The organism is Acinetobacter sp. CY81, assembly GCF_059515925.1.
Window position 1 is genome coordinate 70,703 of the sequence record NZ_JCAKNC010000009.1, and the last position, 26,835, is coordinate 97,537.

Here is a 26,835-nt window from a genome sequence, read left to right on the forward strand (position 1 = left end):
ATGGCTCAAATATTAGTCACAGGTGGTGCAGGTTATATTGGATCTCATACATGTGTTGAGTTGTTAAATGCAGGTTATGATGTTGTTGTTTTAGATAATTTATCTAACAGTTCGGTTGAATCTTTAACACGAGTTCAAGAATTAACGCAGAAAAGTCTGAATTTTGTGGAGGGGGATATTCGTCATTCTGAAACTTTAGATCAGCTGTTCAAGCAATTTAAGATTGATGCTGTGATTCATTTTGCAGGATTAAAAGCAGTCGGTGAAAGCCAGCAGATTCCATTAATTTACTTTGATCATAATGTTGCAGGTTCAATTAGCTTGGTTCAAGCAATGGAACGTGCGCAAGTCTTTAATTTGGTGTTTAGTTCATCAGCAACTGTCTATGGTGATAAAAACCCTTCTCCTTATCATGAAGATATGATTTTAGGAATGCCAAATAATAATTATGGATATACAAAACTGGTTGTTGAACAAATATTACAAAAAATAGCTCTAGCAAATGATGCTTGGTCTATTGCATTGTTACGCTATTTTAATCCTGTAGGTGCTCATAAAAGTGGTCGAATTGGTGAGGATCCACAAGGGATTCCTAACAATCTACTGCCTTTTCTGACACAAGTAGCAGTCGGCCGACGAGATAAACTTTCAATTTTTGGTAATAATTATGCTACTGAAGATGGTACTTGCGAGCGAGATTTTATTCATGTTGTCGATTTAGCAAAAGCTCATGTGTTAGCAATTCAAAATAGATTGTTAACAAATGGTTGTAGAGCTTGGAATATAGGCACAGGAGTTCCTATATCTGTGCTAAAAATTAAAAATACATTTGAATCGGTAAACAATATATTAATTCCTTTTGAATTTTCATCGGCAAGAAAAGGCGATTTAGCAAGTTTTTATGCAGATAGTTCAAGAGCTCAAATAGAACTGGGTTGGATACCTCAATATGGTTTAGAGGATATGTTGGCTGATAGCTGGAACTGGCAAAAACAGAATCCAAAGGGTTACAACTAATTTCAATTAATATATAAAAGGGAGCATGAAGCTCCCTTTTATGATTTATTAGATTCTTAGAAGTACAACTCAATTTAACCTTCAATCAAGGCTGTTAGTTCATGAACATAATCTTGCATTGGTTTGGGATTTTTATCTAAACGACTTTCAATATTTAAGCGAAGTAAAGGTTCAGTGTTGGATGCACGAACATTGAAACGCCATGCGCCGAAATCTAAACTGACGCCATCAGTTTCATCAATACTTGGATGTTGATGTGCATAATGGTCAAACAGTTTCTGGATCGTGACTTGAGTATCCGCAACTTTGAAGTTAATTTCACCGCTACAAGGGAATTTAGTGATCATATCTTCAACCAAGCTCGATAATGATTGTTTGGTATCTGAAAGTACAGAAATTGCCAATAACCATGGAATCATGCCACTATCACAATAGGCAAAATCACGGAAATAGTGATGAGCACTCATCTCACCGCCGTAAACTGCATTGTGTTCACGCATTTTATCTTTAATGAATGAATGCCCAGATTTAGATTGAACCGTGATGCCTTTATATTGTTCAACGATGTCCAGCGTATTCCACACTAAACGCGGATCATGAACAATTTTTTCGCCTGACTGTTTGAGTAAAAATGCTTGGGCGAGTAGGCCAACAATATAATAGCCTTCAATAAACTGACCTTTTTCATCAAACAAGAAGCAACGATCGAAGTCGCCATCCCATGCAATACCTATATCTGCTTGATGTTGAATCACAGCTTCGCTGGTACTTGAACGGTTTTCAACTAAGATTGGGTTGGGAATCCCATTTGGGAAATTGCCATCTGCTTCATTGTTGATTTTAATGAATTCAACAGGAATTTGTAGCTCTTTAAATTTAGCTTCAATCGCATCAACAATATGACCTGCAGCACCATTCCCTGCATTCATGACTAATTTGAGTGGACGAATGTTTTGTGGCTGAATATAACCCATCAAGTGTTCAATAAACTCAGGCACGATATTGTAGCTTTGTGTCGTACCTTTCACTGCAATTTGAGTGAAGTTTTCAGATTCAGCCAAAGCTTGAATCTCATTCAGACCTGAGTCAGCTCCGATTGGACGCGCATTTTCACGCACCAATTTCATGCCGTTATAATCCATAGGATTGTGGCTTGCAGTGATTTCAATACCACCTTGTACATCTAAGTGAAATGCACCGAAATAGACTTCTTCTGTGCCTGTCATACCTAAATCTAGAACATTGACCCCTGCGTCGTTTAGACCTTTGATCGTCGCTTGTTTAAGACCTTCGCTACTTAAACGAATATCACAGCCAACAACGATGGATTTGGGTTGATAAATTTGTCCATAAGCACGTCCAACTTTATAAGCAATGTCCTCATTTAACTCAGTTCCGAGTTTTCCACGGATATCATAGGCTTTAAAACAAGTCAGTTTAGTCATAGTGTTCATATTTTAATGGTTGATTTATATATCTTGATTATAACGGATTGAACTAACAAAAGTGACCGAAGAAAATCAAATCCCGTAAATCAGTTATGAGCTGAAAATAGGGGTAATTTTGTTTACTACAAGCTTAGTTTTTCAATTTTCTATATATTTAAACTAGGTCGTTAATAGAGTTATCTTTAGCTAAAATAATTCAAACCCTTTCATCTGGTCGCAACGAATTGAATGACTTGATCTACAAATTGGTTTGATCAACAAGCTGTATTTATAAATATTGAACTTCAAAATGTAAAGAAAGTGCTTATAAGGATAATTTAATTTAAAAATATTCATTAAAAATTAATTAAAGTGAATTAATTTAATTATATGTTGTGAAAATACCTTACTATGACAGGGCTAAATTTTTTGTTGTAGTGGTAAGTAGACGTGATAGAACTGAGACATTTGAAAACCTTAACCGCACTGAGAGAGCATGGCTCTTTGGTCGCAGCGGCAGGGGATTTATGCTTAACCCCTTCAGCCATTTCTCATCAATTAAAAGAGTTAGATCAATGGTTTGGGGTTGAGATTGTCAATCGCCGTAATAGACCTGTGAGTTTTTCGAATGTTGGATTACGATTGCTAAAACTTGCTGATGATATTTTGCCTCAGGTGCAAATTGCGCAAAGTGATATTTCTCGCATCGTTCATGGGCAGACTGGGCGTATTATTTTTTCATCTGAATGTCATAGTTGCTTTGATTGGCTTATGCCTTTGCTGAACCAATATCGGATGCAATATCCAGATGTAGATTTAGATTTTGCATCGGGTTTTGAGGCGAATCCGCATGAGTTATTACAAAATGCCGAGTTCGATCTTCTCATCACGGCTGACCCAATTGCATTGAAAGGAATTGAGTATTTTCCTATTTTTGAATATGAGTCGCGGTTGGTGCTATCAAATACACATCCTTTGGTGCGTTCTGAGCAGATCACGGTTCAAGAATTAGCTGAAGAGACGTTGATAACCTATCCTGTGGATAAACATCGTTTAGATATTATGTCGAAGCTTTTTATCCCTGCAAATATTTTACCGAAGCAAATCCGCACTACGGATTTAACTCAAATGTTAATTCAGTTGGTTGCAAGTGGGCGTGGCATTGGTGCATTGCCGGATTGGGTGGTGAATGAATATGAGCAAAAAGGTTGGGTGACTTCGAGACGTTTAAATTGTGTTGCACCAGAAGGCTTGCGTCGTACTTTATATGCAGGTTATCGCATAGAAGAAAAACAAAAAAGTTATTTTGAGGGTTTTCTAACCCAGCTGGATAAGTTTTCTAAAAGACGTACACACTATTATGATTAGTATTTAATTAGAGATACTTTGGGCTAATCATGTGAGTAAAGTGCAGTGCTAGACTTTACTCATCATTTATCAGAATCAAGACTTTGCAAAGATTCTTGAATTTAATTGTGCTTACAAAATTTTAGGCAATAAAAAAACCCTCATCAAATGATGAGGGTTTTTTTAGAATCTGGAGCGGGAAAGGAGACTCGAACTCCCGACCCCAACCTTGGCAAGGTTATGCTCTACCAACTGAGCTATTCCCGCGGAGTCTGTACTGTTTTTTAAATGAAAAAACTATACTAAAAAATTTTGAGCGGGAAAGGAGACTCGAACTCCCGACCCCAACCTTGGCAAGGTTATGCTCTACCAACTGAGCTATTCCCGCATGCCGTGTATAATACAGGATGAAAAAATACGGTCAATCACTTTATGTGAAATTTGAGTTTGTTTGAATAAAATAAAAGCATTTTTAATAAAAAATAAGATGAATTGATCAATTTTTCATACCTTTATGTTCAAATGTCACTTCAAAATAGGGCAAAGCTTGAAGCGCCACTGCAATACAGAACAAGGTATACTGCCTGTAATAATGGTTTTAGATCTGGAGAAGTGTTGTGACTTTAGAACAACAGCTCATTGAACGCTTACAAAGTTTAGTCCCAATTCATTTGGACGTGATTAACGAGTCAGCAGGGCATGGCGGTTATTTCCCTGGTAAAGAGTCTCATTTTAAAGTGTCTATCGTGAGTGATGCATTTGCCGGACTACGCTTAGTTCAGCGTCATCAAAAAATTTACGCTGCTGCAGGTGATTTACTTTCTCCAGGTAAAATTCATGCCTTGGCAATACATGCTTATTTGCCGACTGAGTGGACAGGTACAGCGCCAGCAAGCCCTGAATGTGCACACGCACCAAAACAATAAGAGTCATCTATGGAATTACATCTCATTATTAAAATCGTGCACATGTCGAGTGTGGCATTATTGATCGTGGCTTTTCTGTTACGAGCGTCTAAGCTTCTTTTGACTCAAGAAAACGATGCCCCTATAGCAAAAGGATCGAAAGCCTTAATTGGATTGCAACATTTGTCATTGACCTTGATTGTCCTGACAGGTGTGACTTTACTCATCATGAATGATTTACAAGTTCAACCTTGGTTTTATGCAAAAATTATTCTGTTTTTAGTCATGATTTCATCATTGATCAAAGCCTATAAAACCGATGAGCGTATTCTGTTGGTGCAACGAAAAGCAGGTTTAGTGATTAGTGGCGTAGCGTTGGCAGCAATTATTGCTTTGGTGATGATCAAACCTGTATTTGGTTGATTGTTAGACATAAATTCACAACTCGAGCATACTCTCAGTTAAACTAAAATAGACTAAAAATTAAATAGTTTGAGGGGCTTATGTTAATTCGAGTTGTGTTCAATGCACGAAAAAGAAAGGTGGTGTTGGTAAATCGAGTATTGCAGTGAATTTGGCTGCAATCAGTGCTCATCAAGGCTTAAAAACACTGGTTATTGATTTAGACCCTCAAGCCAATTCGAGCCAATACTTATTGGGTGATGACGCCACTTATTCAGCAGATAAAACAGCACTTGAGCCTAATATTCAAAACTATTTTGAAGAGGTATTGGGAGCAACTCAAGCCAAAGGGTTAATCGGCAATGCGATAGGCACATTACTTAAAACGAAATCTAAAGGTTTTGAGGCTTATATTCATCGTTCGCCTTTTGAAAATTTAGATGTACTGTCTGCAAGCCCTTCTTTAGGTTCACTTGAACATGCATTAGAATCAAAACATAAGATTTATAAATTAAGAGATGCAATTCAAAGCCTTTCAGAAAAATATGATCGGATTTTTATTGATACACCACCGGCATTTAACTTTTTCACATTATCAGCACTGATTGCGTCTAATCGTGTACTGATTCCATTTGACTGTGATGTATTTTCAAAACGTGCCTTACAAGGCTTAATTGAAAATGTCATTGAGACTCAGGACGACCATAATCAAGGTCTTGAGATTGAAGGTATTGTGGTGAATCAATATCAAGCTCAAGCTAAATTACCTAAAGAAGTGGTTCAGCAGCTTAAAGATGAAGGCTTACCTGTGCTTGAAAATATGTTACCGCCATCGGTGATGATGAAAGAATCGCATCATCAAAATAAGCCACTCATTTATTTAGCAACAGATCATAAATTGACGAAAGCCTATCAGGCGTTGTTCAATGAGATAGAAAAGAAATAAGATCGAGAATGAAATGAAATTTACATTATTAAAAATGGTTCAATTGACTGTCGTTGGGCTCAGTATTGGTTTAATCAGTGCATGTGCGACGACGGTGAAACCAAGCTATGTTTCTCCGACTCAATACCAAGGTTTGAACTGTGCACAGCTCAGTTCCGAATTTGACCGCATTCAGCATTATATTGAAACAGGGGTTCAAACGCCAAAACGTACTGGCATGGGTGTAGGTATTGGTTTAGGTGGTGGTTGGGGGAGTCGAGGTGGTTGGGGAATCGGTCCATCTGTTTCAGTGAATATGGGACAGTCCTCAAATACCAAAAATACTGAAATTTCACGTCTCTATGGTGAGCAAGATGCCCTGAGTCAAGCCGCCCAATTTAAAAATTGCCCTTATGTGCCAAAACGCCAAGTTGAAGTGAAAAAATAACACATCGAGCTGTTTGTATGGTTGTGTATGGTCATGCAGACAGCTTTTTTATGGCAAAATGTTTCAAAAATAATTTCTTATAAAACATCAGACTAGAATTTTTAAATTACATATTCTGACTTCAAATTCACATTTTCTTCATAATTAAAACTTGTTATCTTTTCCTTAGATCGTTTAATGTGTGCCCCATTCAACGTGGTTTAGATGTTACATGATAGAAAGTTGGCTCTTTATTTTTGCAGTGATTGCAGTACTTTTAGTACCTGGACCAACCAATGCATTATTGGCAAGCGCTACACATCATCAAGGCATTTTTAAGACATTTTTACTGGTTCCCATGCAACTATTGGGCTATGTCTATGCCATCAGTATTTGGGCATTGGTGATTCATTTAACTATGCCAATTTGGCCCAATCTGATTCATGTCTTACATACTGTGAGTATGTTTTATGTACTTTGGTTAGCATTTAAATTGTGGAAAACGGTAAATTTAGAACAGCACAGTAAAAAAAATACCAGTTTGAGCAAATCGCAACTCTTTAAAGAAACGCTGAAAAATCCAAAGTCGCTCTTGTTTGCTGCGGGTATATTTCCAGTGTGGACATGGGATTCATTTCAAAACTACTTTTTTGTCCTAGGCATTTTTATTGTTTGTCTTTTGCCGTGCGCATTTTTTTGGATGTATTTGGGGAAACGAATTTTATCTGGGGGCATGAAAGTGATTACTGCCGATCGATTATACAAAGGATCGGCACTGCTACTTATGCTCAGTATGTTACCTGTCTTTGTTGGATTTTTTCGCTACTAATCTTTGAAGGTGCTTTTGAGCACGATCACTCAATCAATATTAAACATTTACATCTTTTTTCGGGAAAAATTTATGGCGAATAAAGCCAATCACACCCGGTAACACGCTTAAAATGATGATGCCGAAAATCAAATAAGTGAAGTTATCTTTCACGATTGGCATGTTGCCAAATAAATAGCCTAGCGTAATAAAAGAACCAATCCAACAGAAAGCGCCAATGACGTTATAGGTCAGGAAAAACTTATAATTCATGCTACTTGCGCCCGCAACGAAAGGTGCGAAAGTGCGTGCAAAGGGAATGAAGCGCGCAAAAATAATGGTTTTACCCCCATGTTTATCAAAGAATTTTTGTGTTGCGATTAAATGCTTTTTATTGATAAATCTTGATTCTATTTCAAAAACACGTGGTCCAATATATTTACCAATGTGATAATTGAGGGTGTCACCTAACACTGCAGCAATAAATAATAATAATACTAAAACCCATGGGTTCATTGCCCCTGTTGACGCTGCTAAAGCACCCGCAGCAAACAATAGGCTATCACCTGGTAAAAATGGCATGACCACTAGACCCGTTTCTACAAAAATAATCAGGAATAGAATGCCGTAAATCCAAACGCCGTAATTTGTTATAAATTCAAGTAGATGATCATCTACATGCAAAATAAAATCAATTAAATCCATGAGCTAAAAACTGCACAAAAGTGTGCAGAAATCCTAGCAGTCCTCTTCTATAAAGTCAGTATTAAATTGATTTAAATTCTCAATGTAAAAGGGAATATTTGAGTTTTTTTTCATCCTAAATTTGCAACACAGGGTTTGATTGCTAGTATTTATCCTAAAAATAAAACTGATTATTCTGAGTTCATATTGTTAATACCATCAAAATTTAGGAAAAGAAAATGTTTAATCCCAATATTGTTGTTAAAAATGCGGTGAGCCAAAATCTGATGAATAACGCATTAAGTTTAATTGCTCGTGTATTAATGGCGTATATCTTCATCATTGCAGGCTGGGGCAAAGTTGTGGGCTATGAGGCAACCGTTGGTTATATGGAAGCTATGGGTGTTCCGGGCGCGATGTTGCCATTGACCATTTTGGTGGAGTTGGGTGGTGGTTTGGCTTTACTTTTTGGTTTTCAAACACGCTTTGCGGCATTGGGCTTGGCAGTATTTAGTTTGATTACAGGTTTTATCTTTCATTCAGGCGCAGATGATGCCATTAATTTAATGAAGAACTTGGCAATGGCGGGTGGTTTATTCTTCTTGGTGATGCATGGTGCGGGCAAATTGAGCTTAGATCATCTTATTGAAAAATAAGATGATAGCATTCATCCAACAGCGAAAAAGCTGGTTATTCAAAGCCAGTTTTTTTACGTCTTAACGGATAGAAATATGCTGAAAAAAACAACTCAGCTGAATCATGTGCGTAATGGTTGGAAAAATGTTAGAATATGGCGCTTATATTCGTTGCCTACATAGTTGTATACCATGACGACCAATACCCAAATTACTGAAGATCGCATCCTAATTTTGGATTTCGGTTCTCAATATAGTCAGCTTATTGCACGTCGTGTACGTGAAGCTGGTGTTTATTCAGAAATGTACGCATTTGATATGTCTGAAGAAGACATTCGTGCATTTAACCCAAACGGGATCATCCTTTCAGGTGGTCCAGAAAGTGTTTATGAAGCGGGTAGTCCTCGTGCCCCTGAAGTTGTGTTCAACTTAGGCGTACCTGTTCTTGGTATTTGCTATGGTCTACAAACCATGTCGGAGCAACTTGGCGGTAAAGTAGAGCCAGGTGATGTACATGAATTTGGTTATGCAGAAGTCGATATCCAAGTACGCGATAAATTGATTGGCGATCTGGAAGATACAGCAAACCAACTTAAAGTCTGGATGAGCCACGGCGATAAAGTGACTGCGTTGCCTGAAGGCTTTAAAGTGACTGCAAGCACACCAAGTTGCCCATTTGCGATGGTTTCGGATGAAGCTCGTCGTTTCTACGGTATCCAGTTTCACCCAGAAGTAACACACACTGCTAAAGGTGCTGAATTACTTTCTAACTTCGTTCATGGAATCTGTGGTTGCCGTAACTTATGGAACTCTGAAAACATTATCGATTTACGTGTTGAACAACTTCGCGCGCAAATTGGCGATCAAAAAGTTCTTTTAGGTCTTTCAGGTGGTGTTGACTCATCTGTTGTGGCTGCACTTTTACACCGTGCGATTGGCGATCAATTGACGTGTGTATTTGTAGATAATGGTTTACTTCGTTTGAACGAAGGCGAGCAAGTGATGGACATGTTCGCGAAAAACATGGGGATCCGTGTGATTCGTGCCGATGCTGAAGATCGTTTCTTGTCTGCACTTGCAGGTGAAGTTGATCCTGAAGCTAAACGTAAAATTATTGGTCGTGAATTCATCAACGTATTTGCTGAAGAAGCGCGTAAGCTTGATGGCGTAAACTTCCTTGCTCAAGGTACGATTTACCCTGACGTAATCGAATCTGCTGCGACTAAAAATGGTAAAGCACACGTGATTAAATCGCACCACAACGTGGGCGGTTTACCAGAAGATTTAGCATTTGAATTGGTTGAGCCAATCCGTGATTTATTCAAAGACGAAGTGCGCCGTTTAGGTACAACTTTAGGTCTTCCATTCGAAATGCTTTACCGTCATCCATTCCCAGGTCCAGGTTTGGGCGTGCGTATTTTGGGTGAAGTGAAGAAAGAGTATGCTGACATTCTTCGTTTAGCTGATGACATCTTCATGCAAGAGCTTCGTGCAAGCGGTTGGTATGACAAGACTGCTCAAGCGTTTGCTGTATTCCAACCTGTTAAATCGGTTGGTGTGGTAGGTGATGGTCGTCGTTATGCATGGGTAATTGCACTTCGTGCGGTTGAAACAGTTGACTTTATGACGGCGCGTTTCGCGCACCTTCCATACGATTTAGTAGATAAGATTTCTACACGTATCATGAACGAAATTGCTGACGTTTCTCGTGTTGTTTATGACGTATCGTCTAAACCACCTGCAACGATTGAATGGGAATAAAACTGGGATTTCACCAAGCGTTGCTTCGTGCCAGTTTTACGCCAAGAACTATGTTCGAGGCTATTTAGGGTGACCTAGATATTTCAATAAAAAGAGCGCTTCGGCGCTCTTTTTATGTATATTAATTAAAAGAAAATTAGGGCTTTACATGGATTTTTATAATTGGCTTTTATCAGAAAAAGGATTATCCAAAGCAACTGCTTCTAAATATAACCTAGTCATTCAAAATAGAATTTCTGAATGGTTGCCAAGTTATGAGCGTCCAATAAATAGTATTGAATATGAGGCTTTAAAACTTACGATTTTTGATTTGGATATTTATAAAGAGCGGAATAAAATTGGCAACAATATGTATTCATCTGCACTTAATCATTATGGTCATTATTTAAAAAAATTAGATATACATGATTAGACCATTTTTAATGAGCTTGAAAGTTTCACATCTGAAGCAGAAAGAAAAATTAAGGTAAGATTAGTTCAAAATAAATTTCGAAAAGTATTATTCGACTTACATACATGTTGTGCTGTTTCAGGACTTCAAAACGCTCAATTTTTAATTGCATCTCATATTAAGCCATGGTCGGTGAGTAATGATCAGGAGCGATTAGATCATTTTAATGGTTTATTACTAACGCCAAATTTTGATCGTTTATTTGATCGCGGATTCATATCTTTTAAGTTAAATGGTGAAATTGTTATTTCAAAAAGCTTGGATCAAAATGAAAGAGTTTTTTTCCAAATACCCAAGAAACTTGTAGTTGATCTTAAGAAAGAACATAAAGTTTATTTGGAATATCATATGGATGAAATTTTCAGAAATTAAATTGCATCGTTGATAGAACTAGCTGATATATAGAGGTGATCAGCTTTTTGTTTTGGTTTTAAGAATAAAGACGATTTCACGACTATTACATCTTTTTCCTTTAGAATTGTCCTATTTCTGGTATACAGCTTATCGACCTAAAGCTAGGCTTAAACATGCCAAAAAGATAGAATGAAAAGAATCACAAACGATAAAACGCTGAAAATGAGTTTTGTAAGAAAGCAATTGAAAGGATGATGTTATGACCAATACTAACTATACAGAGATTTCACATTCAGATGATTGCGAAAAATACGTCAATCAATTTATCCAAGATTTTCAAATCCGATCAGCAGAAATAGGCAAGGGCACAGTCATTAAGCGTGCTTTACCGAGTCGTCAAAAACGTCTGATCGGCGCATGGTGCTTTCTAGATCATGCTGGTCCTGTGAGCTTTCCACAAGGCGATGGACTTGATGTTGGTCCACATCCCCATATCGGTTTGCAAACCTTTACATGGATGATCGAAGGCACAATGCTACATAGCGATAGCTTAGGGACAACCAATCAGTTAATCCGTCCAAAACAAGTGAATTTGATGACGGCTGGACGTGGTATTTCACATACCGAAGTTGCGCCAGATACTGAAACTAAAATGCATGCAGCACAGTTATGGATTGCATTGCCAGATGACAAACTCAATATTGATCCACGCTTTGATCATTATCCAGAGCTTCCTGTCGTACAAAAAGACGGTATTGAATACACCGTTTTAGTCGGTGAGTTCCTTGATACCACTTCACCAGTACAAGTGTATACCCCACTTTTAGGGGTAGATTTGACTGCAACAGAACAAGTCACCACACGTTTGAAACTGAATCCTGCATTTGAATATGGTTTCATGGCACTTGAAGGCACAGCGGTAATTAATGGTCATCATTTAGATGCAGATAATTTGGTTGTTCTAGAGCCAGGTTTAACTGAAATTGAAGTGACCATTCATGCCAATAGTCGTGTGCTCTTACTCGGCGGTGAACCCTTTGAATCCCCGATTCTACTGTGGTGGAACTTTGTCGGTCGTACCCAAGAAGAATTGAAACTTGCGCTTGATGATTGGAACAATGCAGACGAACGTTTTGGCTCAATTCCATCGTATACAGGTAAGCGTCTAGAAGCCCCTGCATTCCCAGACAGTATGCGTGCCTCTAAATAGTTAAAAAGTTAGACTATACATATTCAACAACAAACAGCCTATAAGGACAACAACATGGCAATTATTGCAAATGCAAAAGTACAAACTCGTGAAGAACATTGGTTGGGTGAAGTGACCAGTGGTAAGCACCAGTTACTGACAGATAAGCCAGAGTCATTTGGTGGTCAAGACTTAGGTTTAGCGCCGTATGATTTTATTTGCTCAGGTTTAATTTCATGCACCATGATTACTTTACGTATGTATGCACAGCATAAAGGTTTGGAATTGGGTGAGTTTGTTGTTGAAGCTGACTTTAATGCCAATAAAGAAGGTAAAGAATGGATTGAACGTCGTTTATCTTTCGTTAATCCATTGTCAGATGAATTAAAACAAAAAGTACTTGATATTTGCCAAAAAACGCCCGTGACCAAGACCTTGTTACGTAGTGTTGAGATCAATACTTCAGTGGTTTAATTGAGATTTAGCCCTCGATGGGTTGGCTCAATAACAGCTTGTTAAACTTTCATGTTTTAAAACGACTGTAATTAAAAAATGACATTTTGTGTAAAGCAGGATGTCATTTTTTTATGTCGATAGGCTATAGTCAAAGCACAATAAATCCTTTGAAAATGATAAGGCGAGAACAATGATTACACTGCATCACCTAGAACAATCACGTTCAATGCGAATTATTTGGGCCTTAGAAGAATTGGGTATTGAATATCAAATCAAATATTATAAAAGACTGCCAAATTTTGCAGCACCGCCAGAATTATTAGCAATACATCCTTTAGGTAAATCACCCGTATTGACCGATGGAGATCTGACGATTGCTGAATCTGCTGTCATCTTAGAATATTTACAAGAACAGTATGATCCAGAAAATAAGTTTATACCGACTCAAGACGCTGAAAAACGTCAATATCGTTATTGGATGCACTATGCAGAAGGTTCTCTGATGCCTTTATTGGTGATGACCTTAGTCATGTCAAAAGTTCCGAAACAAGCCCCAATATTAGTTCGCCCAATTGCCAATAAAATTGTTGAGGGAGTGAAAGCAGGATTCATTACGCCACGCTTGGCGGAACATATTCCTTATTTAGAAAAACATCTCAAAACTCACACATATTTTGCTGGCGAGTTTTCTTTTGCGGATATTCAAATGAGTTTTCCTCTCATTGCTATTCAAGACCGAGTAAAAGGGCAATATCCTGAAATTCAAAAGTATGTAGAGCGATTAAAACAGCGACCTGCTTTCAAGCGTGCTCAAGCAAAAAATGATGAGAGCTAATAGAGGTGAATCACTGTTGGAAAATTTAATTTTCTTACCAGGTGCATCCGGCAATATTGAGTTTTGGCAGCCGGTTATTTCTTTATTGTCGTCTGACTACACAAAACATATTATCGCGTACCCAGAGTTTGGTGGTGTGCCAGCCCAAGCTGATATTCAAAATTTTGATGATTTACAGCGCTATGTGGTTCATTCAATTGATCGTTTTAGTGAACAACAGCCGAGTATTGTGGTTGCTCAGTCTATGGGTGGAATATTCGCAGTACAAATGGCATTAAAACATCCTGAGCAGGTCAAGGCTTTGGTGCTAGTTGCCACTTCAGGTGGTATTGATTTATCACGTTTTGATGTTGCCGATTGGCGTGAAGACTATCAATTGAATTTCTCAGTACCTGACTGGTTTGTGAATCATCGTTCAGCTTTGGATCATGAATTAAATAAAATTCAGTGTCCTGTTTTATTGATTTGGGGTGATCAAGATCAAATCAGCCCTGTAAGTGTTGGACGATATTTAGAAAAGCAATTTAAACAGGCACGTTTAGAAATCATTGAGGGAGGGCAACATGATTTGGCATGTGAATACGCTGAACAGGTTGCAGATTTGATCGAGGGTTTTATTCAATCTATTCAATAAAAAAGGATGCTTGAGCATCCTTTTTAAAATTGAAATATTGGTATTAACGCTTCACAACAATAGAGTCGATACCACTATGTTGTAAGGTTTGCTGTGCAATGACAGCTGCTTCTTGTGACTCATAAGGACCCGATACAACACGATACCAAGTCTGTCCACCTTCAGTGGTTTTCATCACATCGGCAGAAAGACCATTGAGAATAATTTCTGCACGGCGTGCATCAGCACTATCCGGATCAGGGAAACTTCTCACCTGCAAAATGAAGCTCGCTTTAGCCGGTGTAGTCTCAGTGGGTTCAATCACACTACCATCTTCAGCAGTTTCAACAGGTGCTCTAGGTACAGGCGCTTCTACAATAACAGGTGCTGTATCCACAGTTTGGTTCTCAGGAACTGCTTTATCTGGAATCGGCGTGACTTGCTGTTGTGGTAAGAGGTCATAAAAACGGTAGTCTTTATTGGTTTCTTCTTGATAATGCGTTGAAGTCACTTCATTACTACGTGGTTTGACAGGTTCCCATGGTTTCCAGAGCATGAGTGCTACTGCAAAACTTAACACGATTAAAATAAGCACAAGCATTCCAAGCCATTTTGGAATCAATGGTTTTTTAGGCTTATTGGGTTTTTCAGAAACACCGCGTTGCGTTTTTCCAAACACGAGGAAACCTCTCAGATTGTTGATTGATAAATGGCTATTTGCATAGCTATTTTGAATCATTTTTGGTTTTAATGTTTTATATGCCAACTGCATATAAATCAGAAAATCTTAAATTATTGCTTTCATTCAGCTGTGCTTTGAACAAATGGAAAATTTAACATCCGTTCAGCACAGCCGTATTTATAGTCTTCGTGTTTTAGCTTTACATACTTTCAGGTGCAGATACACCTAATAAGTTTAAGCCATTGTTTAATACTTGGCGAACATTTACAGAAAGTAATAAGCGTGCTTGAGTCAGATCAGCATCATCACCCAATACTTTATTTTCGTTATACCAACCGTGGAATAACGCTGCAAGTTCTTTTAAGTAGTTACCTACTTGGTGCGGTTCATGGCTATTTGCCGCACGAACAATAATCTCAGGGTAGGCAGCAAGTTTAGCTAGAATTTCAGTTTCTGCTTCTAGGTCTAAACGAGACGCTAAGCTACGTGCTTGAACTGCATCAAATTTAACATCAGTCGCTGCTGCTTTTTCTAACATACGGCAAATACGTGCATGCGCATACTGGATGTAATACACAGCATTGTCTTTGCTTTGAGAAACAGCAAGGTCAAGGTCGAAATCAATGTGTTGTTCTGATTTACGCATCACGTAATAGAAACGCGCAGCATCATTACCGACTTCTTTACGAAGGTCACGTAATGTCACGAATTGACCTGAACGAGATGACATTTGAACCATCTCACCGCCACGCCATAAACTCACGAACTGAACCAAAAGCACAGTGAGTTTCTTAGAGTCATAGCCTAAAGCATCAATGGCAGCTTTTACACGTGCGATATAGCCGTGGTGATCTGAACCCCAAATATCAATGATATCGGTATAACCACGTTGTAACTTATTCAAGTGATAAGCGATATCTGATGCGAAATAAGTGGTTTGACCATTACGGCGTTTCACTACGCGGTCTTTTTCATCGCCAAAATCAGTCGATTTGAACCAGATGTTGCCATCTTTTTCGTACAAGAAACCACGTTGATCAAGCGTTTGTAATGCTTCTTCAATTTTATCTGTCAATGATTCTTCACTGAACCATTGGTTGAAAGTCACACCAAACTCGCCAAGGTCATCTTTAATATCATCAAGAATCGCTTTTAACGCGGCTTGAAGGAATACACGGTAACCTGTGCCAATCAATGCTTGCGAGTTGAAAATTAAACCATCAATATGTTTTTCTTTGTCACCAGACAAAATAACTTTATTACCTTCTGCATCCAATTCTTCAGCGAACTGAACATCTTCAGGCACGTCTTTATACACATCAGCAACTGGGCGTACATAAGCATCACCATCTTGATCGATAATGCTTTGCGCAATTTCTTTTACATAGTCACCTTGGTAAGCATTTTTTGGAAATACTAAAGTTTGACCTGTAAGTTCTAAATAGCGAAGGTATGTTGATGTTGCCAGGATGTCCATTTGACGACCTGCATCATTGACATAATATTCACGGTCAACTGTTGCACCTGTTGCTTCAAGCAAGTTTGCAACTGTCATACCGTAAGCTGCACCACGACCATGACCTACGTGAAGGCTAGACGTCGGGTTAGCAGAAACAAATTCAACTTGGATTTTTTTGGCAGCGTTTGCTTGTGTGCGACCGTACTGATCAAGCTGGCTTTGAATTTGATCTAAAACTGCAAAGCGTTGATCTGCATTTAAGAAGAAATTGATAAAGCCGGGGCCTGCAATTTCAGCCTTGGTGATATCAACAACTTCGGGAAGCGCAGCCAAGATTTTTTCCGCTAAATCACGTGGCTTCATACCCGCAGCTTTAGAGGCGATCATCGCAATATTTGATGCAAAATCACCGTGGCTTCGGTCTTTGGTACGAGTAAGGTTTCCGCTGTTTTTAAAGTCGGATGGAAGTACCCCTTCAGCTTGAAGAGATTGCACTGCATGATCGAGAGCTGCTTGTATTGCCGTATTCATAATTTATCGAAAAATTAGTGTCGCAGAAAAACGATAAATATAGCAAATTTCGCTCAGATTAGCTAAATGCATTTGTACTGAATAAAACTTATCCGTTGTTGTTTATCGTTACAGCTCAACATTTCACCCAATAAACTGTAAAATGGTTGCTTAAACTCGAGCTTGAGCTCCTTAAAAATGTCAGAACAACAACCTAAAATCGTAGGAAATATTCCTAAACTTGCCCCTAAAAATATTGCATGGGTGTTGCCACTGTTTTTGTCATGTTTTATGAGCGCAGTGATTTCATTGGTCAATTTATTTTTGAACATCGGTTTTATTGAAGATTTTTTTTCTAAGTGGCTATCAGCGTGGCTACTTTCTTGGGTCATTGCTTATCCTGTGGTCTTGGTTGCCTTACCGCTTATGCGCCGTTTAACCGCTATTTTTGTGAATATGCCAAAATAAATTTATTTTCGATCTGGTTATATGAGTCAGGTTAAATTTATAAAGAAAGATATTAAAAACAAAAAAGTGCTTAAAACCCATCGCTGAGTACATAAGCACTTTTTACATAGAAGCCTAATTTATTCTTTACAGGTGACTTGTTTATCCAGTTGATCTGCTTGACCATTTTCAAAGGTATAAAGCTTAGAAGCATTAAAAATTTTGATTGTTTTGGCTTTTTTGAGCGCAGTTTTGAAGTTTGGATAATTTTTCAAATTCACCAATTCAAAAGGATTGCCATAATTCTTGTTGTCCAATAAAAACTGAACTGATCCAGCTTGAGGATCGTGCGCTTTTAAGATTTCTTGACCTTCTTTATTGTGAAGTATAAAGCCCGGACGTTGTGCTGGATTTTTACAATTTAAACGTAAAAATAGCATGTTGCCATCTTTAGATTTGTTTTGTAGGTCATAAATCCCTTGTAAATCGTTTTCGATATAAACCCATTGACCTGTTGGCATATTTTGAGTGAGTTTTTCGATTTGTTCTAAAGTGGTTTTACTAATATCTACCACACCTTTTTTATCAATTTCAGGTGCTTTGAGCTCTTTGTCGCCCAAACCAATCATTGACAAAGCCTTGTTACTGACTTTAGATGATGCTTCTGAGATCGTTTGACAGCCTGCTAATGTGATCGTTGAACCGAGTGCTAAAATGATGCTGATTTGTTTAAGGGTCATATTCATTGTTCAATCATCTTATAAAAAATATTTAATTAAGGTCTTTGTTTAAATTTAACAATTAAATAAAAAGGGTGAGTGAGCTGATCATCGATGTGATCTGGTTTTATTTTAAATGGTTGTAAATTTTTAAATAGTTGAAAATGGTTAAGAATTGCATAAAAAACAAAATTCTAAACCTGAATTGAACAGAAGAATATTCAAGGCAATCCAAGTATGCGTTGTTGCACAATCTATCGCACAATCTCAACCAAGTTGCATATCAATATAACTTATCATTTATGAAAATACTGTGAGAATCACTATCAATTTTATAAATGATAAATTCAGTATAAATAGGTTTAAGCTCTTAGATTAATAAATTCCTGAGGTCTTATTCTAGGCTGAAGTGGTGGCGATTCGCCAAATAATTGAGATTGGAAATGACATCTACACATTCAAAGATTAAGCACCCACTATATACACCATATGCTGGTTTTACCTTATTAGAGCTACCTTTACTTAATAAAGGCTCAGCATTTACCGAAGCAGAGCGCTCAAATTTTAATTTGCATGGTTTGCTTCCGCATGTGATCGAAACCATTGAAGAACAGCACCAACGCTCTTATAAACAATATACAGATTTTAATGACGATATTAATAAGCACATTTATTTAAGAAATATCCAAGACACCAATGAAACATTGTTTTATCACCTGATTGAAAATCACTTGTCAGAAATGTTGCCGATTATTTATACACCAACAGTCGGTGAGGCATGTCAGCGTTTTTCTGATATTTATCGTCGTCATCGCGGTGTATTTATTTCATACCCAGATCGTGATCATATTGATGATATTTTGCAGAACGTGAATAAAAATAATGTCAAAGTGATTGTGATCACAGATGGTGAACGTATTTTGGGCTTAGGCGACCAAGGCATTGGTGGTATGGGTATTCCGATTGGTAAATTGTCGCTGTATACCGCTTGTGGTGGTATTAGTCCTGCCTATACATTACCGATCACCATTGACGTGGGAACCAATAACCCGCAATTACTCAATGATCCAATTTATTTAGGTTGGAATCAGCCACGAATCAGTGGTGACGAATACTACGAATTTGTAGATGCTGTGTTGACGGGCATTAAGCGTCGCTGGCCAAAAGCTTTGATTCAATTTGAGGATTTTGCACAGAAAAATGCAATGCCACTGCTGCAAAAGTACCGTGATCAATATTGCTGTTTTAATGATGATATTCAGGGGACGGCAGCAGTTTCAGTGGGGAGCTTAATTGCTGCCAGTCGTGCGGCAGGTAAACAGCTGAAAGATCAAAAAGTTGCATTTTTGGGTGCAGGTTCTGCGGGTTGTGGGATTGCAGAACAAATTATTGCCCAAATGGTGGCGGAAGGTTTAACGGATATACAAGCGCGTGCTCGTATATATATGGTTGATCGGTTTGGTTTGCTCACAGACAATCAACCAAACTTGCTTGATTTCCAAAGTAAATTGGTACAACGCACTGAGGCTGTCGAAGCTTGGGCGATTACAGACGGCATCATTTCCTTATTGGATGTGGTTCAGAATGCTCATCCTACTGTGCTGATTGGTGTTTCAGGTCAACCGGGCTTATTTACTGAAGAGATTATGCGCACAATGGCAGCTCATTGTGAGCATCCAATTGTACTGCCATTATCGAATCCAACTTCAAGAGTAGAAGCTGTTCCAGCGGATATTATTCAGTGGACAGATGGACGTGCCTTAATCGCAACAGGTAGTCCATTTTTGCCTGTGAACTATCAAGGCAAAATCTTTAATATTTCACAGTGTAATAACTCTTATATTTTCCCTGGTGTGGGCTTAGGGGTTATCGCTGTAGAGGCTAAGCGTGTAACTGAAAACATGCTCATGGCATCTAGCTTAGCTTTGGCAGATTGTTCACCTAAGCTTCATGATATTAATGCTGATTTGTTGCCAGATTTGGATGATCTTCAAAAAGTTTCTAAGATTATCGCATTCAAAGTGGCGAAAGCTGCGATCGCAGATGGTGTTGCTTTACCCTTGAGTGATGAATTGATTGCAAAGAGTATTGAAGATAATTTTTGGAAACCAGAATATCGGAATTACAAACGTATTCCTTTTTAAGTAATGCTGGAATTTTCCATTTTTTAAAATTTTTTGTATATAGGAATCAATGCTTTGGTTCCTATTTTTTTAGTATAAAAAAATAACAAATTATATTGATCTACTTGAACGTTGCAGGAGTAAAATTCGACAAAATCTAAAAAAATAGTATAAAAATATGCTCAATAATATTCATTCCATGCTGGAACATTTGGGGCTGAGCTTACAAAAGCGCGCACTTCACATTCAATTTTCAAATGAAGCTTTGAATTCACAAGTTTTTGTGCAACGTATCCAAGGGCAACACTTTATCAATCAAGGCTTAAAAGCTGAAGTACTCTGTTTATCGACCAATGCTCATATTCAATTAAAACAATTCATTGGTTGCCAGGTAGCGATTGATCAAGTCACCGATATGGGAAAACTAGCACGCACTACAGGCATTGTGACGGGTGTTAGCCAAGGTCAAAGTGATGGTGCATTGACCTTGTATAAACTCACCGTTGAAGATGCGACATCCCTGTGGCATAAGCGCCGTAATAGCCGTGTATTTATGTCTAAAAGCGTGGTTGATATTACTGAAATTATTTTTCAGGAATGGCAGTCGAAAAGTGCGTTATTTAGTGCAGGCTTAAGCCTATCTACACAAGGTTTAAAAGGAAGCTATGACACACGTCCTTTTACCATGCAAGCCAATGAGTCGGACTATGATTTTTTAACTCGCCTATGGCGTAGTGAGGGCATTAATTGGTTGGTGGATGAGGCAGAACGTACCGTTCCATTTTCAGCTAAAGAAATACAAGCTCAGATATTAAAACTGATCGATGATAATAGTCAGTATGAGCCATTGGATCGTCGAACAGTTCGTTTTCATCGCAATAATGCAACGGAGCGATTTGATACTATTTCAAGTTTTATCGCTCAAAGATCTATTCAATCTACTGCAATTCAAGTGCAACGCTGGCAAGGAGATTTACTCTCTCAAGATCAAGGTGATCTTCAATTAAGCAATCATCAGCATAGCGATCAACAAGACAACGAAACTTTGAGTCTAGAGCAAGCTTGGACGATTAGTCCTGCATGGGTTAGTGACCTCAAAGGGGAAGATCAAGCGACCGCATCGAGTAATGCGCAGCTGCAAAAACTCAATACCCAGCTCAATCAATATCAAGATTTACAAGCTAAGTATTTCACTGCGATTAGTAGTGTACGTGATGTCAATGTCGGTTATTGGTTTGATTTTATCGATCATCCTGAAATTGATCAGCATCAAGGTTCTGATCGCCAATTTATTATTTTAGGTAAGCACTTTTTTAATCAAAACAATTTACCTAAAGATATCAATGCGCAAATTGAAGCATTGATCGATATGAGTCGTTGGAGCAGAACTAAATTTGATGAGCGCTTGTCGAACGAATTGAGTTTGGTTCGTCGTGCGATTCCCGTTGTTCCTGATTATGATCCTTTAAAGCATCGACCGGTAGCTTATCCGCAACGTGCTAAAGTCGTTGGCCCTGAAGGGGAAACTATTTATGTTGATCAATGGGGGCGGATTAAAGTCCGCTTTGTATTCACACGCACGGATGATCATGGACATGATGGTGGAGCTGGATCGAATGATAATGATACAGACTCGGCATGGGTGGATGTGCTCACCTCTTGGGCAGGCGAAGGTTATGGTTCGCGTTTTCATCCGCGTGTTAATGAAATCGTGGTCATCGACTTCTTTGACGGTAATGTGGATCGACCATTTGTAGTGGGACGTTTACATGAAGCTGAGCGTCACCAAACGATGTTCGATGTGAAAGGTCAGCTTCCTGACACGAAAAAGCTCAGTGGCATACGATCCGCCGAAGTAAGCGGTCAGGGGTTTAACCAATTACGTTTCGATGATACGACAGGGCAGATTAGTACCCAATTGCAAAGTAGCCATGCAGCGTCACAGTTGAATTTAGGAAATTTAAGCCACCCGAAAGACAAAGAACAAAGTGATGGGCGTGGAGAAGGATTTGAGTTGAGGACAGATGCTTATGGTGCTGTTCGTGCAGGCAAAGGGATGCTGATTACCACCTATGCTCAAGAAAATGCAATCTCTGATCATTTAGAAGCGACTCAAGCTCAATCTCTGCTGGGTCAGGGTGAGCAAAGCATGAAAATGCTCAGTGAAATCGCTGTAAAACAACAAACAGATGCCTTAAATGTCATTAGCCGTTTACCTAAGTTCATTCAGTCTTTAGAAATAAAAGATACAGCGCAAGCCTTACAATCTACGGTTAATCTTTTTAAAGAGGGCTTGGCGAATGACCCATTGAATGCGATCAAAGATTGTGGTGGGTTTATTAAAGATATTGGTTCATTGGGTGGTAATGCATTAGGCGTTATTGATGAATTTAATAGCTACTTTGAAGATGCAATAGAAGCTGTTGATAACTTAAAGGAATTTATTGATAACGTTCAAGAGCATGGCTCTGATCTGATCAAAGGTAAATTTGAAAGCATTAAAAACGGTATAAAGGACAATCCTTTTCAAGCGATTCAAGACGTCTGTAAAGCTATTTCCAGTGTCGACGTGAATGCAGAAGATTTTCTCATTTCATGCACAGGATTTGGTGGTGGTAATAAAGGTGTAGATCTTACACCTGCCAAGGCATTAAGTACTTTGCAAGGTTTTATGGAAGGATATACGGAAGGACTTGAAAGTAGTTCAGATAGTAAAAAGCAAGAACAGGGTCGATTATTCCGTCAGGCTTTGATGCTGTTAGCCTCTCCGAATGGGATTGCGCTAACCACACCTGAGGACATTATTCTTCAAGCTTCACAAGATATTGCAGAGAGTGCACAAGGCTCAATTAATTTGAGTGCCCAAAAAAATATTGTGGGTCATGCGCAGGATAAGATTAGTCTGTTTGCGGCTCAAAAAGGTTTGAGGGCTTTTGCAGCCAAGGGCAAAGTAGAACTACAAGCTCAAGATGATGCGATAGAAGCCATTGCTCGTAAAGTGATTAAGCTAATTTCAACCGAAGACAAGATTGAAATTACCAGTCCTAAAGAAATTGTGCTCACTGCGGGTGGCTCACAACTCAAGATTAATGGGAGTGGTGTTTTTAGTACGACTGGTGGAAAGTTTGAGAGTAAGGCAGGGCAGCATTTGTTTACTGGGGGAGCTAAAACTCCATATGAAATTCCACAATTACCAAATACACCATTATTTAGCAATAAGTTAGATATTTATGATTTATTTTGGGAAAGTGATTTTAGCCAGCTTACTTATAAAGCTTTCCTGCCTGATTCAAATTCATTTGTAGCTGGTTCAATTGATGAACATGGTCGAACTGGAAAAATTAATACCTCAGACCCATCTAAAGTTCAGATATTGGTAGGATCAGAGGATGATTGGGGTATTAGTATAGAAGGCTTCGATGAAGAGGACTATTATCTAGAGTCTCAATCCTCACAAAGTATTGAAAATAAGAATGAAGGTTTGAAAAATGACGAATAATAAAAAATCGTTAGTAACGATAAAAATTGTAGACGTGTTCAGTAATCCTATATCTAAAGCTCAATATCAGGTTAAAAATCAAAAAACAGGTCAATTAATAGCAGCTGGATCTACCAATTCAGCAGGATGTATTGTAGAAATTAGCCGAGATAAGGGTACTGTTTTAGATGTATATATTAAGAGTATGTTCAATGGAATGATGTTGAATATTAAAAGCTTTGTGATGTCTAAAGATCGGATGTTAGTGACTATAGCGAGTCCTAAAATATTATTGGATTTTAAAACATTAAATAATCAAGGTTCTGCGGGGGCATATAAAAGAAAAACTCATACAGTAAAAAAAGGTGAAACACTAACATCAATAGCCAAAAGTAATGGCACTACAGTTAGAGCATTGGAAGGACTAAATCAGTTAAAGGATCCAGATAAGCTTGGTATCGGACAGGTTTTAAAATTACCAGTTAATATTTCAGCCACAGGCAATAAAAGTATTCAAGACAAACCTAAGCCAACCACTTCACCAAAGCCCAGTTCTACAAGTAAGCCACATCCTAGCAATACAAATAAAACCGCAGATGTGGTTAATGATTATACAATTAAGGCGAAAGAATGGTTAAATGAGGTTTATGAAGATGGAAAGAAAGCTATTACTGAAACTGTAGATTCAGCGGCAAAAATTCTAACAGTAGAAGATCGAAGCTCAGAAGTAGGAACTCCTAAAGCATCCGCTTCTAATTTATGTAAGACTAACCCTCAATGCATTTCAAGTGGGAAAAGTGAGTTAATTCGAGAGGTAAATATTCGCTTAGCCGGTTTTGGTGGCGCGCTCCCCACTGATGAATTCACAGACTTGACTTCTAAATGTATTAAGCAGTTTCAGCGAGATTATATGGGGGTCTCTGAAACTGGAAAAATTTGTGGTTCATTTTTATCAGCGCTTGATAAATTCTATACAGAGTACCCAGTTTCAGGGTTTATGGCGAAAGCTTCATGTCCGTGTGGTCGGTGTACTGGTTATGGTAATAATAGAAGAGGAGTTTCATCTGGAATTAGTATGGCTAATGAATATCCAGGTATACATAGATCATTAATTTGGATTCTTAAGGCTTTAAATTTTTATTTAAAGAATGAGTTTAAATCAAGAAAACTAGAAGTAGCTTATATTGAATCTGGATATAGATGCATAGCAAATAATAAGCAAAAAAATCGTACAAGTGTAAATCATATGGGATTAGCTTTAGACTTGCATATCAATAAAAATGGCTCAAGAACTAGAGAGCTATCGGATATGGAGTTTATTAGAAAAAATGTCATGACTGTAAAAATGGGAGCAACTGAACAAAGGGCAACGAATAAAATATATTTAGAGCCAAAAGTATTTAATAATGGTAATTCTGGTGCTACGACATGGGTTCATTTTGATATAACACGGTTACAAACTTCATATTTTTCAGATATTTTTTTTAAAAAAAGTGTTACAGAGCTGAATGGGCGTTCTTTAGTTGAGATAGTAGGTAGTCTGAATTTAAACCGAATTTTAGGATGTTCTGGTATTGCTACAACTTCAAATAATGTTGCAAGAGTTTCAGATAAAACTATTGATGAATTGGTTATTGAATTAGGTGATGCTATTGCAAGTGGTGAGGGAAGTTATGAAGCGTGGAATTCAGGGGCTCCAGAAGGTAAAAGAGTTAAATTTGGTAATATGAATGATACCCCAGGTACAATTACTGGTAAAACAATAAATCAGCTTTTAGATGCAGCAAAAAATTATACCTGGAAAGATAATAGGAGAAGATTTGCTACTGGGAAGTATCAAACAATACCTTCCACATTAGCTGCAGCAAAAACAAGAATGAATTTATCAGGTAGTGAGTTTTACGATGAAAATATGCAAGAAAGAGTATTTAAAGAGCATTTATTAAAAGGGCGGTCAGCAATTTATAATCTTATACATAAAGGAACTGGAACTGTTGACCAAGCGATGATAGATGCTTCAAAAGAGTGGGCTTCAATAGCATTGCCTCGGGGGAGAAAAAATAAGTTTGGCGTTATTTCAGATGGATCTATTGGTTATCATCAATCAGGAACAAATAGAGCTAATTCACACTCAACGGCCAAAGTTAGGCAAATTTTTGAAAAAATTAAACAACATCATTCAGTAAAATAGGTTATGAAATGAAACTTAAAAAATGTTTTTTGGTAATCAGTATTGGTATGTTGGCATCAAGTTGCTCATATTCAAAAGAACAGTCAACTGATGCGGTAGCTAAAAATTCAATTTTGACACAAAAGAATGTTACAGTTTGCGATATAAAAAAAATTCAAATCAATTTTTGCAAAGATGAAAAAATATCGATTTATAATCAGTATTTACAAGAAAAGCCAAATTTTTCAAAAAATCTAACTCTTGTTGTGATGGATCAGAATAGGAATACAGGAAAAGGGGTGGGAAGAAATGTAAAATCTATCGTAGTAGTAGATCCTATTAAGAAACAAGTAATACCTTTTCCACAAGTAGTAGGTAATTTTGTAGATGATAGATTGCAGATTTTAGAAAATGAACCTGCTATTATTAAGTTTTCTAAAAAAAATAATGAAGTGTGTATCTCAGGAACAACATATGCTTCAGATGATAATAATATTAATGTAGAAGATGAGTGTTATAAATTTGAAAATAGTAAATTTATAAAAAAAACTAATTCACAAGCTAGTATAGAAAGTTTTCCAAAAAAACAAGTGATTTATAATTCAAAAACTCATTTCAACTGTTTAAATAATATTGCTTTAAAAGAGTGTTCAAGTTTAAATTTAGTCAGTTCAAATGAAATGTTAAAAGATTTTGATTTTATCAATCCTAGCGATGGAGCCACAGTTATTATTAAGCGGAATGATTATAATTTGCTTATTTCACCATTTCAGGATGAAAGTGGTCCTAATTTAAGAATAATGAAAGTAAAAAATAATAAGTTAATAGAAGAAAAGTTTATTTATGCAGAAAAACAAGTTGAATTTAATAGTAATTTTCAAATGACTTATTATGATGGGAGTAAGAAACAGATTATTCAATATTAAAGATATAAATGAATATTAATTTGTCAGAGTAAATTTAATAATTTCAACTTCGGAAGCTATATATTCATAGCTTCCAAATTATAAA

At 37.6% G+C, this 26,835-nt stretch carries 24 protein-coding genes, 2 tRNA genes and 1 pseudogene; 20 read left to right on the top strand and 7 right to left on the bottom strand.

The genetic code is table 11. The features are described from left to right. Complete coding sequence (gene galE / locus AC5YDM_RS11030) at positions 1-1,017, top strand: UDP-glucose 4-epimerase GalE (protein WP_496152160.1); 1,017 nt, start codon at positions 1-3, stop codon at positions 1,015-1,017. A gap of 74 nt (positions 1,018-1,091) precedes the next feature. Here galE and AC5YDM_RS11035 read toward each other — a convergent pair whose 3' ends face one another. Next, entirely contained in the window at positions 1,092-2,462 is a 1,371-nt protein-coding gene (locus tag AC5YDM_RS11035) for a phosphohexomutase domain-containing protein (protein ID WP_496152161.1), read from the bottom strand. Between the two features lie 432 nt (positions 2,463-2,894). Here AC5YDM_RS11035 and AC5YDM_RS11040 point away from each other — a divergent pair, with 432 nt between their 5' ends. Next, on the top strand, positions 2,895-3,812 hold the full coding sequence (locus tag AC5YDM_RS11040) for a LysR family transcriptional regulator (protein ID WP_496152162.1): 918 nt from the start codon (positions 2,895-2,897) through the stop codon (positions 3,810-3,812). Between the two features lie 170 nt (positions 3,813-3,982). Here the strand turns inward: AC5YDM_RS11040 and AC5YDM_RS11045 are convergent. After that, positions 3,983-4,058: transfer RNA gene (locus AC5YDM_RS11045), tRNA-Gly, on the bottom strand. A 48-nt stretch (positions 4,059-4,106) separates the two neighbouring features. Then, positions 4,107-4,179, bottom strand: a tRNA-Gly gene (locus AC5YDM_RS11050). A 229-nt stretch (positions 4,180-4,408) separates the two neighbouring features. Here AC5YDM_RS11050 and AC5YDM_RS11055 point away from each other — a divergent pair. The 5 genes and pseudogenes from AC5YDM_RS11055 (at position 4,409) to AC5YDM_RS11075 (ending at position 7,279) form a co-directional block, all read left to right on the top strand. Next, positions 4,409-4,717: a BolA family protein gene (locus AC5YDM_RS11055; protein WP_496152163.1), complete on the top strand. Its 309-nt coding sequence runs from the start codon at positions 4,409-4,411 to the stop codon at positions 4,715-4,717. 9 nt (positions 4,718-4,726) lie between these two features. Further along, a complete protein-coding gene (locus AC5YDM_RS11060) occupies positions 4,727-5,119 on the top strand; it encodes a SirB2 family protein (protein ID WP_496152164.1) in 393 nt (130 codons plus the stop codon). 80 nt (positions 5,120-5,199) lie between these two features. Next, positions 5,200-6,044: pseudogene (locus AC5YDM_RS11065) on the top strand (ParA family protein). 13 nt (positions 6,045-6,057) lie between these two features. After that, entirely contained in the window at positions 6,058-6,471 is a 414-nt protein-coding gene (locus tag AC5YDM_RS11070) for a hypothetical protein (RefSeq protein WP_496152165.1), read from the top strand. Between the two features lie 211 nt (positions 6,472-6,682). Next, a complete protein-coding gene (locus tag AC5YDM_RS11075; RefSeq protein WP_496152166.1) occupies positions 6,683-7,279 on the top strand; it encodes a LysE family translocator in 597 nt (198 codons plus the stop codon). A gap of 39 nt (positions 7,280-7,318) precedes the next feature. On the opposite strand, the gene AC5YDM_RS11080 is transcribed toward AC5YDM_RS11075, so the two are convergent. Then, entirely contained in the window at positions 7,319-7,963 is a 645-nt protein-coding gene (locus AC5YDM_RS11080; RefSeq protein ID WP_496152167.1) for a DedA family protein, read from the bottom strand. A gap of 218 nt (positions 7,964-8,181) precedes the next feature. Here AC5YDM_RS11080 and AC5YDM_RS11085 point away from each other — a divergent pair, with 218 nt between their 5' ends. From AC5YDM_RS11085 to AC5YDM_RS11120, 8 genes are all read left to right on the top strand, one after another. After that, complete coding sequence (locus AC5YDM_RS11085) at positions 8,182-8,598, top strand: DoxX family protein (RefSeq protein ID WP_496152168.1); 417 nt, start codon at positions 8,182-8,184, stop codon at positions 8,596-8,598. Between the two features lie 171 nt (positions 8,599-8,769). Further along, positions 8,770-10,338, top strand: a complete 1,569-nt coding sequence (gene guaA, locus AC5YDM_RS11090; RefSeq protein WP_496152169.1) for a glutamine-hydrolyzing GMP synthase — start codon at positions 8,770-8,772, stop codon at positions 10,336-10,338. Positions 10,339-10,486: 148 nt separating this feature from the next. Further along, positions 10,487-10,750, top strand: coding sequence for a hypothetical protein (locus AC5YDM_RS11095; RefSeq protein WP_496152170.1), 264 nt, complete (start codon positions 10,487-10,489; stop codon positions 10,748-10,750). A 48-nt stretch (positions 10,751-10,798) separates the two neighbouring features. Beyond that, on the top strand, positions 10,799-11,161 hold the full coding sequence (locus tag AC5YDM_RS11100) for an HNH endonuclease (protein ID WP_496152216.1): 363 nt from the start codon (positions 10,799-10,801) through the stop codon (positions 11,159-11,161). Between the two features lie 241 nt (positions 11,162-11,402). Then, complete coding sequence (locus tag AC5YDM_RS11105) at positions 11,403-12,353, top strand: pirin family protein (RefSeq protein WP_496152171.1); 951 nt, start codon at positions 11,403-11,405, stop codon at positions 12,351-12,353. Between the two features lie 54 nt (positions 12,354-12,407). Continuing rightward, on the top strand, positions 12,408-12,806 hold the full coding sequence (locus tag AC5YDM_RS11110; protein ID WP_496152172.1) for an OsmC family protein: 399 nt from the start codon (positions 12,408-12,410) through the stop codon (positions 12,804-12,806). A 172-nt stretch (positions 12,807-12,978) separates the two neighbouring features. Then, the gene (locus AC5YDM_RS11115; RefSeq protein WP_496152173.1) at positions 12,979-13,623 is read left to right on the top strand and encodes a glutathione S-transferase family protein; all 645 of its coding nucleotides are present in this window, start codon (positions 12,979-12,981) and stop codon (positions 13,621-13,623) included. After that, entirely contained in the window at positions 13,613-14,257 is a 645-nt protein-coding gene (locus tag AC5YDM_RS11120) for an alpha/beta fold hydrolase (RefSeq protein ID WP_496152174.1), read from the top strand. Before AC5YDM_RS11115 ends, AC5YDM_RS11120 begins: the two co-directional genes overlap by 11 nt. Before the next feature lie 43 nt (positions 14,258-14,300). On the opposite strand, the gene AC5YDM_RS11125 is transcribed toward AC5YDM_RS11120, so the two are convergent. After that, the gene (locus AC5YDM_RS11125) at positions 14,301-14,915 is read right to left on the bottom strand and encodes an SPOR domain-containing protein (RefSeq protein ID WP_496152175.1); all 615 of its coding nucleotides are present in this window, start codon (positions 14,913-14,915) and stop codon (positions 14,301-14,303) included. A gap of 202 nt (positions 14,916-15,117) precedes the next feature. After that, positions 15,118-16,908 (bottom strand): arginine--tRNA ligase, encoded by a 1,791-nt coding sequence (argS, locus tag AC5YDM_RS11130; protein ID WP_496152176.1) that lies wholly within the window; start codon positions 16,906-16,908, stop codon positions 15,118-15,120. A gap of 177 nt (positions 16,909-17,085) precedes the next feature. Between argS and AC5YDM_RS11135 the strand changes: the two genes are divergently transcribed. Then, complete coding sequence (locus AC5YDM_RS11135) at positions 17,086-17,355, top strand: DUF2798 domain-containing protein (RefSeq protein WP_496152177.1); 270 nt, start codon at positions 17,086-17,088, stop codon at positions 17,353-17,355. Between the two features lie 119 nt (positions 17,356-17,474). On the opposite strand, the gene AC5YDM_RS11140 is transcribed toward AC5YDM_RS11135, so the two are convergent. Then, entirely contained in the window at positions 17,475-18,074 is a 600-nt protein-coding gene (locus AC5YDM_RS11140) for a YfjT/YkfB family phage-associated protein (RefSeq protein WP_496152217.1), read from the bottom strand. Between the two features lie 422 nt (positions 18,075-18,496). On the opposite strand from AC5YDM_RS11140, the gene AC5YDM_RS11145 reads away from it, so the two are divergent. The 4 genes from AC5YDM_RS11145 (at position 18,497) to AC5YDM_RS11160 (ending at position 26,750) form a co-directional block, all read left to right on the top strand. Next, positions 18,497-20,197 carry an NAD-dependent malic enzyme gene (locus AC5YDM_RS11145; protein ID WP_496152178.1) on the top strand — a complete coding sequence of 567 codons (1,701 nt, stop codon included), beginning with the start codon at positions 18,497-18,499 and terminating at the stop codon, positions 20,195-20,197. 157 nt (positions 20,198-20,354) lie between these two features. Continuing rightward, entirely contained in the window at positions 20,355-23,675 is a 3,321-nt protein-coding gene (locus AC5YDM_RS11150; RefSeq protein ID WP_496152179.1) for a type VI secretion system Vgr family protein, read from the top strand. Continuing rightward, a complete protein-coding gene (locus AC5YDM_RS11155) occupies positions 23,665-25,845 on the top strand; it encodes a LysM peptidoglycan-binding domain-containing protein (RefSeq protein ID WP_496152180.1) in 2,181 nt (726 codons plus the stop codon). The genes AC5YDM_RS11150 and AC5YDM_RS11155 overlap by 11 nt, the downstream gene beginning before the upstream one ends. Positions 25,846-25,853: 8 nt before the next feature. Continuing rightward, positions 25,854-26,750 carry a hypothetical protein gene (locus tag AC5YDM_RS11160; RefSeq protein ID WP_496152181.1) on the top strand — a complete coding sequence of 299 codons (897 nt, stop codon included), beginning with the start codon at positions 25,854-25,856 and terminating at the stop codon, positions 26,748-26,750. Positions 26,751-26,835: the final 85 nt, after the last annotated feature.